Annotated in this window: 3 protein-coding genes; all 3 read right to left on the bottom strand. The window is 45.9% G+C overall.

Annotated elements, in window-relative coordinates:
* Positions 1–981, bottom strand: a 981-nt coding sequence (locus tag VB691_RS14460; protein ID WP_323292198.1) for a cadherin repeat domain-containing protein, incomplete at its 3' end; no start/stop codon positions are given.
* A gap of 576 nt (positions 982–1,557) precedes the next feature.
* Entirely contained in the window at positions 1,558–4,788 is a 3,231-nt protein-coding gene (locus VB691_RS14455; RefSeq protein WP_323292197.1) for a hypothetical protein, read from the bottom strand.
* 283 nt (positions 4,789–5,071) lie between these two features.
* Positions 5,072–11,605: a clostripain-related cysteine peptidase gene (locus tag VB691_RS14450; protein WP_323292196.1), complete on the bottom strand. Its 6,534-nt coding sequence runs from the start codon at positions 11,603–11,605 to the stop codon at positions 5,072–5,074.
* Positions 11,606–11,980: the final 375 nt, after the last annotated feature.

Here is an 11,980-nt window from a genome sequence, read left to right as displayed (position 1 = left end):
ATCCGTGACGTTAACCATTACATCTTCTGCCGCCGAAACATTGCCCCCCATATCCGTGGCGGTAATGCTCAGGGTGAAACTGTTCGGCAGGGTTTCAAAGTCATTGCTGGCTGCCATTGCTGCCGCACCCGCTGCCGTTAAGCTAATCTCACCTGTCGCACTAATGGCGAAAAAGCCGTCTGGATCACTCATAGGGTCGATCGCATAGGATGCTATTGCGTCACCTGCATCCGGATCTGTGGCGACAACTGTTCCTACCACGAACCCTTCTGCTTGATTTTCTGCGTACTCAAAGGGACCTACCGGTGTTGTTATCACTGGAGGCTCGTCCACATCCGTGACGTTAACCATTACATCTTCTGCCGCCGAAACATTGCCCCCCATATCCGTGGCGGTAATGCTCAGGGTGAAACTGTTCGGCAGGGTTTCAAAGTCATTGCTGGCTGCCATTGCTGCCGCACCCGCTGCCGTTAAGCTAATCTCACCTGTCGCACTAATGGCGAAAAAGCCGTCTGGATCACTCATAGGGTCGATCGCATAGGATGCTATTGCGTCACCTGCATCCGGATCTGTGGCGACAACTGTTCCTACCACGAACCCTTCTGCTTGATTTTCTGCGTACTCAAAGGGACCTACCGGTGTTGTTATCACTGGAGGCTCGTCCACATCCGTGACGTTAACCATTACATCTTCTGCCGCCGAAACATTGCCCCCCATATCCGTGGCGGTAATGCTCAGGGTGAAACTGTTCGGCAGGGTTTCAAAGTCATTGCTGGCTGCCATTGCTGCCGCACCCGCTGCCGTTAAGCTAATCTCACCTGTCGCACTAATGGCGAAAAAGCCGTCTGGATCACTCACAGGGTCGATCGCAAATCCTGTCACAGCACCATTAACGTTTTCAACTAGAACGGTTGCTATTGCCGCCCCTTCTAGTTGATTTTCTGCGTAATTAAACGCTTGAGCCATTATCACGTCAGCCATTTTTAATTCTCCTTGTTAACTTTGAAAAACTTAATTTTTTGTTACTTTCTATTGACAGATTAACCGCCGCTTCCAAACCTAGGCAAACCTATTGGTATCTCAAGATGAAATACCAATATTTAAGCTAATTGAAGGAATCAACCTTAAGTTCGAGGAGCCATTATGATATAGCTCCTGGCACCTTATTAATCTGTCGTCTATTCTAGAACATTTAGAACGAAAATTTCACTCTATTTTACAGATTCATGGCCGCCGCCAAATTTAATCAAACTTCTTGGGATCTCAAGATGAGATACCAATCTTTAAGCTAATTAAGGAATCAAGCTTAAGTTCGAGGAGCCATCAGAATATAGCTCCTGGCAGCTAATTAATCTGTAGTCCATTCTAGAACATTTAGAACGAAAATTTCACTCTATTTTACAGATTCATGGCCGCCGCCAAATTTAATCAAACTTCTTGGGATCTCAAGATGAGATACCAATCTTTAAGCTAATTAAGGAACCAAGCTTAATTGCGAGGAGCCATTATAATATAGCTCCTCGCACCTCATTAATCTGTAGTCTATTCTAGATCGCTCTAGAATACAAATGTCTCGAAGTTGGCCGCATTATTGACGTTAGCAAGAGCCGCATTTTCGACAATAGCGAGAAGGAAGCCGGTATTGTTATTGGTAATAGTAACATTCGCTCCTACTCCAGCAACGGTTAAATCAGTAAAGGTAAGACCACCAGTTAGTCCGAATTTATCCGTTCCGGCCACGAAGTCAGTGATGACATCAGCATTAGCATTGGCATCCGTCGTCTGGAGGACAAAGGTATCTAGACCGTTTCCACCCGTCAAGGTGTCCCGTTCAAAATCATTAAAGGTTTGCTGCCCACCAATGAGGGTATCCTGTCCGTTACCCCCTTGGAGTACATCGGTTCCCAATCCTCCAACGAGTGAGTCCTTACCAGCACTGCCGTCTAAGGTGTCATTCCCGGAACCTCCCAGGAGGGTATCATTGCCCTTACCACCAATGATGGAGTCATCTCCAAGACCGCCGTCCAGGTTGTCTATAGCATTACCACCTCGTATGGTGTCATTGCCTTCACCACCTGTGATAATGTCCCGATTCTCCGCACCTTGGATGGAGTCGTTGCCCTCATCACCACTGATGGAGTCATCGCCTTTTCCACCTACGATCAAGTCGTTACCCATACCACCAGTGAGAGTGTCTTTGGCATTACCACCTCGCACGGTGTCATTACCTTCCTCACCCTGAATGAAATCTCGGCCACGAGCCCCTCTGAGTGTGTCGTCACCAGCGAGTCCAGTAATACTATCGTTACCGCTTGAACCCTGGATGCTATCATTGGCTGCGGTTCCAGTTAAGGTGTCATCGATTGGCACGTCAGGATCACGTACGATTGGAGGTTGAGGGGGTTGATTATCTATCGGATCGTCAGTGACATTAACAGTTAGATCGGTCACATCAGAGATATTGCCCGCCCCATCACTGGCCGTAATACCCAGGGTGAACATGTTCGGCAGGGTTTCAAAGTCATTGCTGGCCGCCATGGCCGCCGCACCCGCTGCGGTTAAGGTAATAATACCGTTCTCCGGGTTAATGGCGAAAAAGCCCGCTGCATTACCATTGGCGATAGTATAGGCTGTCACAACACCGAGATCATCGGTAGCTTGAACGGTTCCCACTTCAAACCCAGCTATTTGATTTTCTTGATAGCTAAAGGTTTGAGCTGGTGTAATAACAGGGGCATTTATGTCAGTCTCAGTGACATTCAGGGTTACAGGGGTCTCAGCAGAAGTATTGCCCGCCTCATCACTAGCTGTAATACCCAGGATGAACTGGTTAGGTTCGATCGCAAAGTCATTACTTGCTGCCATGGCCGCCACACCGGCCTCGGTTAAGCTAATCTGACCTGCGTTATTAATGGCGAAAAAGCCATTTTCATTACCACTGGTGATCCCATAGCCTGTCACACCTACGTTATCAGTGGCCAAAACGGCTCCGACTACAGCCCCAGCTACTCGATCTTGTGTGTAGCCAAAGGTTTGACCCGGTGGTATCACTGGAGCCGTTTCATCAACAACATCCGTGACTCTCAGGGTTACAGGGGTCTGAGCCGAGTTATTGCCTGCCCCATCAGTGGCCGTAATGCTCAGGGTGAACTGGTTAGGTAAGGTTTCAAAGTCATTGCTGGCTGCCATGGCCGCCGCACCGTCTGCCGTTAAGCTAATCTGACCTTGATCGTTAATGACGAAAAAGCCATCTGCATTACTAGCAGGGTCGATCGCAAATCCTGTTACACCTACGTTATCGGTGGCCTCAACGGTTGCCACTACATCCCCAGCTACTTGATTTTCTGCATACTCAAGGGTTTGGTTTGGTGTTACCACAGGGGCTCTTCTGTCCTCTGCAAGGACATTCAGGATGACATTGGTGGGCGCAGAGGTGTTGCCCGCTGCATCACTAGCCGTAATGCTCAGGGTGAAACTGTTAGGTGGGTTTTCAAAGTTATTGCTGGCTGCCATAGCTGCCGCACCGTCTGCCGTTAAGCTAATCTCACCTGCGTCGTTAATGGCGAAAAAGCCATTTACATCACTAGCAGGGTTGATCGCAAATCCTGTTACACCTACGTCATCCGTAGCCTCTACCGTTGCCACTACATCCCCAGCCGCTTGACCTTGTACGTAGTTATAGCTTTGCTCCTCTGTTACCACAGGAGGCGTATTGTCTGCTATTTGCTCAACTAAATTAATGGTGACGGTTGTTGGAGCAGAAGCCAGCCCTTCATTATCCGTTGCTGTAATTTCTAGAGCGAAAGTATTAGGATTGACACCAAGGTTATTACTAGCCGCCATCTCCGCTGCACCGGCCTCGGTTAAGGTAATCATACCTTGGTTGTCAATGGCGAAAAACTGACTTCCACCAACAATGGCAAAGGAGGCCACAGTTCCATCAGCATCAGTGGCATCAACATCTCCTACTAAGAAACCAGCCATTTTACCGGGTGTGTACTCAAAGGGGCCAGCGGGAAGTGTGATTTCAGGTGCAATGTTGTCTACTTCAACTAAATTAATGGTGACGGTTGTTGCAGCAGAAGCCAGCCCCTGATTATCCGTTGCTGTAATTTGTAGCTCGAAAGTATTAGGATTGACACCAAGGTTATTACTAGCCGCCATCTCCGCCGCACCGGCCTCGGTTAAGGTAATCATACCTTGATCGTTAATGGCGAAAAACTCAGTGTCAGTAACAATGGCAAAGGAGGCCACAGTTCCATCAGCATCAGTGGCATCAACATCTCCTACTAAGAAACCAGCCATTTTACCTGGTGTGTACTGAAAGGGGCCAGCCGGAAGTGTGATGACAGGAGCCATGTTGTTCCCACCTATTCCAGGTATATTAAGTAGGAAAGGCACAACATCAAAACTGGAGTTGCTCCCCTCCAACGGCAAACTTTCACCGTCAAACCCTTCAAGTAAATTGAAAGTGACTAGGGCCAACTCTGTTGGGTTATCACTATTAAGCCCAGTAGAGAAAGGATAGCTGAATTGAATCTGTCTGTCGGTCTGATCATTTCCGTCATCTACCGTTTCTGGCGACTCAAGAAAAAGTCCACCACCCAAAATATCCTGGGCTGGGTCGACAAAGCCTAGTTCGCTTGAATTGTAATGGAGTCTGGCCGTGAGTGTTGAAGCAGCTGGATCACCCTCTTGACGGTTGATAACAGCCTGAAAAACACTGACGAGAGCTTGCTGGTTATCATTAGCAAACTCCGAGCTAGCAGTAAGTTGTTGTTGTGCCATATCTAAAAAAACATCTCCTCAACTACACAAGGTTAGGGGGTTCAGGAGAGGAATAATTCTCTCCCTAGTCCCCTTCCAATTAAGACTATACAACAGAGTGATATGCTCCCGCATATTTCGCGCTTTGCTTGGTACGGGAAACCTACCTGACTCATGATCGGGCATTCCTGCGTCCAACCATAGCTTATAGCAAAATCAAGAATTTTGCTATAACACTTGTGTTAAGGGATTAAGTTTCTAAATCTCCTGTTAAAAAATAGGAGATTTAGAACATCCCATGTTGCTAGATAAATTGCGCTATTTGAGCGCTAATTTCAGCACCGGTAGTGCGGGTTGCACCGTCTTGAATCAACCCATAGATGGCATCTAATTGATCAATCGCAGCAGCCGCCGCCACAGGATCACCATTGCCAAAACTGTTATAGATGAAAGCTAGTTGTGCATCCTGGACGCTGACAAAGCTATCACCATCCACATCATACACACCATCTGCATCGCCCCAGTAGCTGAATAACTCAGTGGCAAAGGTTCTTTGCGCGCCAGCTTGGATAAACCCGTAGGTTTGATTGAGAGAGTCGAACTGCTCTACGGCAAAAACCTGACTGGCAAAGAATAGCTGGGTATCTTGAACCGTGAAATTGCCGTTGCCATCGGCATCAAAGGAACGCTGAGCAACCGTTAACGAGTAGCTACTAACGGTAGTTCGCACACTTAGTCCGGTGAGGGGGTCCGGTACGGGTGCTGGACACACACAGAGCCAATAAGTTCCAGTGTAGCTGTCAGAAGTGTCGAAGGTTACAGACTCCACACCATTCTCTGAGCCGCTGCTTTGATCCACCAGCATCATTTCCCCAGTCTCGGCATCTTCCTGATAGAGCAACAGTTCAACTTCCTCGCCCTCCTCAACTTCGATCTGGGCTGTGTTGGCACTAACATCCCCCCCACGGGACGCATCAATCTTATACCAATCCCCAGGCAGAGTTTCGGGCTTGGTTACATCGATTTCTTCAACGCCTTCGGGAAGCTCAAGATCCTGTTGATCGAGGGTCAAATTCTTAAGGGAGATCTTGTTCTCTTGACCGAGTTGACCGAGATCAGTGGCCTTCAGGTAACTATCATTACGAGAGCCATCTTTAGTCTCAGCCCCATCTACGTTGACGGTTGTCGGATCTAGATCAGGAGCGTTAATAACTAGAGTGTAATCATCAACAACGGTTTTGCCATCATCCCCTTCAACCAGAACATAATAGCGGTCATTGTCCCCGGTTGGGTCGTTTAACTCCCCGATATTGATACTCTCGGTTCCGTCTACTACATCAATCCGAGCGAGGGATACTTTGGCTTCATTAAACACTTCGATGGTCAGACCAGCAGCCTGTTCTGACTCAATGGATACGGTAGTATCAGTTGTGGCTGCTGTCTCGAAGTCAAACCGATAGTAATCCTTATCTTGGCGGACAATACTTAAGTCGCCGAAGCTTTCTGGCCCTGAGAGTAAACCCAAGTCTGTAGCATTGCCAATGCTGCCATTGTTGTCCCGTTGTACAACCCCGTCAATTCCGTTTCTTTGCTCGGAGTCATCTCCTTTAACGCGAGTCTCCCCTGTACGCTCTCCAAGACCTAGCAAAAAGCCTTCCCAATTAGTATCTTGTAAGAAGCCGAAATCGTAAGTATTATTTTCGTACTCGTTGAGCAGGTTGCTATTGGCTGGGGACAAGTAAATGTTCATTCCTGATGTCTCTAACCCATCAACTTGGTTGAAGACAGACTCAGACACCGCGTTTGATACAGCTGTCGCAGCGGTAGCGATGGCACCAGTGGCCACATTGGCCGCCACATTGTCCATAAACAAACCGAGATCTCGGTAGTTCTCGTTGTAGAAGGAAGGGGTTTCATAACGGGCTTGAATAATCTCATTCCAGTCATCCTCAGTGGCGTTAGTCAGGACTGCATCCACAAAGATGTCAATGTCATCACCAATACCTTCATATTTGCTGGTGTCAATGGCAGAGAGGGTTTCCAGACCGTTGTAATATTCCTTATAGGAGTCAACGATCGCCCCGCCCAGGGCTTCTGAGTTGAGGGTAGGATTGGCAGCGATTTTTTCTAGTAATCCTGCATAGTTCCAGCCGTCTCCAGGTTCGAGATCCTGAGAGGCGACAAAAACGTCCGTTAGGTTTCTGAGGTCATATCCATGCTCAATCAAACCTTGGGAGGAAGCATCGAAACCAATCAAACCAAATTTGTCCACCTGGCTACTGTCAACGGCTTGGGTAATTTCTGCAATGCCTAAATTGTCAACCACACCATCAATGACGGATTGCTCATCCCAGGCTACACCGTCCAAACCACCACCATTATCCCACACCACTAAGGCGTAGTTCTGGGCGGTGTAGTTTTCTTTACTCCAATCGATAAACTCCGTTAGGGTGGCACCATCACCCATATTGAGTTCCCCAAGGGATGTTCCTTCCCCTAAGCTGACAATTTGTCCATTATTGGTAAGGCTGTTGGGGTCATATTGGACTAAACCACGACGAGTATCTGTCCAATCTCCATTACTGCTGTCATAACCTTCACTACGATCTAACTGAACAACAATGTTCACATTGTCTGGGAGATTAATGGACTCCAATTCATTGAGGTCTCGGAGCGCATTCATCTCTAGCTCATTGTCAGCCGCCATATAGATCATAATGGTCAAGCTGTCTTCTGGTTCAGCAACGGGGGCTGGCTGAGAAGAATTAAGGCTGATGGAGTAGTTGGCATTGGTTGCTCCATTCACTCCGGTGACTTGCGCAAAATAAGTCCCCGCCGCGATATCTTTCAGGCTGATGGTTTGATAACCGCCCTCTCCTGTGGCTGAGCGATCTGCAACTAAATTACCTTCCTCGTCAAACAAGACCAAGTTCAAATCGCCAACATCAGATAGGACACTAACTTGACTATCTAATTTCCCTAGGGATCTGGTTCGGAATTCAAACCAGTCTTCATCGTTACCATTGTGAATGGTCAAATCCTCGATAACGACTGATTTTCCAGTCTCATCTTCTGTTACTACTCCAGTTCCTCGGGTTCTGAAGTCTCCGATTAACGTAGCGTTTTCCTGAGTATTATTGTTCCCATTTAAGTCATACTTATCAGGGGAAACCAGGGAGCCAACAGGTGCGGTGATTGACAGGGTATAGTTTGGGTTAATTGCTCCTTGATAACCGGAAACCTTAACCAAAAACTCACCTGCCTCAGCATTGGTGACTCTGACAAATTCATCGTCAGTAACGGTTGTTGAGCGAGCTAAAGACTGACCTAAACCTCCGTCCTCACTCACTTGGAAGATTTCTAGATCAATATCTCCAGCACTATGGAAAAAGTCGAGCGCAACGTCAACATCACCAGCACCAACCGTTGTAAACTTGAACCAATCTACATCTGAAGGTTCGTGAATGCTCAAATCTGCATACTCTTTAAAACCAGAGAGTTGACCGAAATCTTTGGGGGTGTCAAAGGTGTTATTGACCTCAAATCGATCAGCTTGACTAGGACTTGTCGCTTGACTTGCTGCCAAGGGAGCCTGAACCTCCAAGGTGTACTCTGGGTTAGTGGCCCCATTAAATCCGAACACCTCTAAGAAGTATGTTCCTGCCGCTAAACCAGCTAAGCTGATACTCTCGGCATTAGAGACTCCTTGAGACAATCGGATCGAGAAGTCCTCATTGTTCTGATCCCACAAGGCAATGTCTACATCTCCAAGAGCATTGTCAAAGGTAACTAAGATGCCATCACCAAAGCCGCCATCTTCGGCCAACACTAATTGATACCAGTCTTCATCCACCGGTTGGCCAGCAGGACGATCTTCAATACTTAGGACTGGAATACCTTTTGATACATCGTCTAGAGTAAGGTTATAAGCAGTCTCACGAGTGTCGTTATCTGCAGTCTGTATGTTTTCTAATGGCTGTTGTCCACCAACACCGCCACCAGGCAAGTTGAAGGTCAATGTATAGTCGTCATTCGTAGCATCACCATAACCATAAACCAGGGCAACATAATCCCCTGCGGCTTGGCCTGAGAGGCTTAGTGTCTCGTTATCTGTAATGCTGTCAGCTATCGCAACAAATTGAAAATCTTCACCATTAACACGGTATAGCTCTAAGTCGAGATCGCCCTTGTAGTGAGAAAATAGAATGCTGACTTCGTTACCCTTTTGACCTGTTTCAGACAAGGTGAAACGGTAATAGTCATCGTCAAAAGCCTTAAGCCCCCCAAATGTATCTGTATCTGCTTTGTTGAAAACAGTAGCCGTCTCAAAGCTATCATTCTCCTCATATTGATCATCGAGAGCATCTTCTCCTTCTCGTTTGCTCCCTGGCACAGATATCTCTAACTGATAATCTGGGTTAGTATCTCCGGCATAACCGAAGACACGGGCATAGTATGTGCCGGCCTCGACATCGAGAGAAATAATCTCAGTATCTTCCGTGGAATCGGAAAAATCTATTAGCTGTCCCTGCTCATTGAACAACTCTAGATCTAAATCCCCTTCATTGTGGGCAAAGGAGAGAACGATGTCCAATTGTCCTTGCTCTATTTGCAACTGGAAATAATCATCATCTTCGGAGCTATCGATAGATAACCCATTGTAGTTCTTTGTTCCTCCTGGGGCTAGGGATAACTCTGTGGCATTGTCAAAGTCATTATTACTTTCAAACTCATCCCCTCCTATGGTGTTGTCTTCTCCGAAATAGGTTATGGCTAGGTCGTAATTGTTGTTATTATTTTGCCCAAAGTCATAGCCATAAACTTCGACGAAGTACTCCCCTGCACCTAAACCTAAGCTCCATAAATCAATTTCTTCATTATCGGAGGCACTATCAGACAGATAAATTAAGTCTTCATTCCCATCGTAGAGTGCTACATCAAGATCCCCCTTATCGTCTTGGAAAAGAACATCAATGACACTACCAAACAGGGCATCACCGGCCAATTCAAACTTATAGAAGTCTACGTCTGTACCATTAATGCTCAGTCCTCCGATAGAAGTTGTGCCATTGGCTAATGGTTCCCCTTCCCGTGGACCGACAAAAGTAGCGTTGTCAAAGTCATCGTTATTATCACCAACACCTCCTTCTGGTAGTGTTAAAGACAGGCTGTATTGATCGTTGGTGGCACCATCAAAACCATAAACTTTAATTAAATAGTTTCCAACATCGAAGCCATCTAAACTGATTGTTTCAATATTACCCACACCGGCAGAAAAACCAACATCTTGGAGGCTGCCATCATCGAATAACTGATACAGTTCTAGATCCAAATCCCCTTTAGAATGGGAAAATTCTATCTTGACTTCACTATCGAATTCACCAATATTGGGTAAAGAGAATTGATACCAATCTTCATCTAAAAGCACTAAGTCAAGATTAGAGAGTCGATCTAAATCTGATCCTGTTAAGATGTGAGCCGTGTCAGCAGTATCATTTTCTTCAAACTCGTCGTCTCCGCCCTCTTGACCTTGTGCACTGATCGGGCCGGAGAGACTAAAATCATACAATTCAATGGTGGAGCCATCGAAGTTGAATATACCGTATGGAACCACTTTGGCGTAGTAGGTACCAACATCCACCCCTTCTAGAGAAATATATTCATAGCCATCACCAAACCAGGAATAATTAACTAATTCTCCCTCGCTATCATAGAGTTCGAGATCGAGATCGTTACCTAGATTTTGCCAAGAAATTTGTATGTATGAATTGAAATCACCCTCTTCAGACAATTGAAATTCAAACCAGTCATCATCCCCGATGAAAGTTTGAGAATCGACGGCACTCACCAGATTGGAGAGATATACAAAGTCTTGACCTTCACCTAAGACTACATCTGCACCTGCATCTGTTGAAATGATAGTCGCTTCGTCTATTGAATCATTGTCTTCATAGATATCGTCGAAGCCTAACATCGGTTCGTTCCCAGATCCTGGTGCATAGATGGATAGATCATAATAGGGAGTGGTGTCTCCCAAGAAGCCAAAAACTTCGATCAGATAATCTGTTTCTGCTCCTGGCTCTGCCTGGAAGTACACTGATTCTAGACTGTTACCTGTTTCACCTTGACCAAAACTAACATCCTCAAGTATGCCGTTATTGTCTTTATAAACTCTGAAATCAATGTCCCCGTCAAAAATATCGCTGTACATATCAATGGACACATCAGTGTAGAAGGCATTTGTCGTGTCCACAGTGAATCGATACCAGTCTGCATCATTCGCTTCCACCGACATACCAGAGAGATAATACTCATTACTGTAATCGTCAGCGTAATCAGGGATCAGAAATGTAGCTGCACCTGCATCATCATTCTCTTCATAAATATCAGGCTGAATTCCTCCGTTATTATTTCCGTCAGTATTGATGTCAATGGTGTATTGACCCCCAGGAGTAAAAAACGCAAAACTGCCCCCAAATGGGTCATAAAAGTCACTCTGTATGTCACTCACCCCAACGTAGTAAGAACCTTGTGTAAAGGCTTCAAATTCTGCATAGGGAGATAAAAAGTCGTTAAACTCCCCAGGGGCTGGATCGTCGTCACTATAGTAAACTTCTGAGCCAAACTCATCAAATATCCTCAGTATGGGATCAAAACCAGAAAATGTAAAATCGAAGGCATCAACATCTACAGTTAAGACATCCCCTGCACTAAGAAATACTTGATACAAGTCGACATCACCGGAGGCCTCGATCAAGTCCGTTTCTATGTATTCGGTTTGTCCCTCTCCTATGGAAGTTAAAGTTGCGTCAAGTATAGTGTTGTTTGGTTCTGGCATTCTATTTTCTCCGTCAAACTTGATTGGTTTTTACTTGAAATTGATAAGTGGTCGCACACATCACAAAACTGGGGTATAGTGTTTTCATGTGAAAATTCTATACACCCAAAAAGTCTGTCAACTATGCTTCCTCAGAAACTCTTGATCCAAGCTGTCCCATTGATATTCCTGAAAAATACCATGTCAGCTTTAGAACAAAGAATTATGATACTCAGATGATGATGCTCACTTAACACAGCCAGCTTTGGCATGATTAAAAGCATCTTCCGTCATGGTAATCCATGCCCGCAAATAACGGCTAGAGTCTTGACAATAACTTTATAAAAATTAAACAAAAATACTTAGGGCTTAGACGAACAAGTCTCTAGTTCAGAT

Source organism: Crocosphaera sp. XPORK-15E (assembly GCF_034931425.1).
In the GTDB taxonomy this organism is placed as follows: domain Bacteria; phylum Cyanobacteriota; class Cyanobacteriia; order Cyanobacteriales; family Microcystaceae; genus UHCC-0190.
The sequence above is the reverse complement of the archived record's forward strand: the minus strand, read 5'-3'. Positions and strand labels throughout refer to the sequence as shown.

Bases quoted from the DNA above. Each gene is read 5' to 3' on its own strand.
- VB691_RS14450 (WP_323292196.1), bottom strand. From the start codon at position 11,605: ATGCCAGAACCAAACAACACTATACTTGACGCAACTTTAACTTCCATA.
- VB691_RS14455 (WP_323292197.1), bottom strand. From the start codon at position 4,788: ATGGCACAACAACAACTTACTGCTAGCTCGGAGTTTGCTAATGATAAC.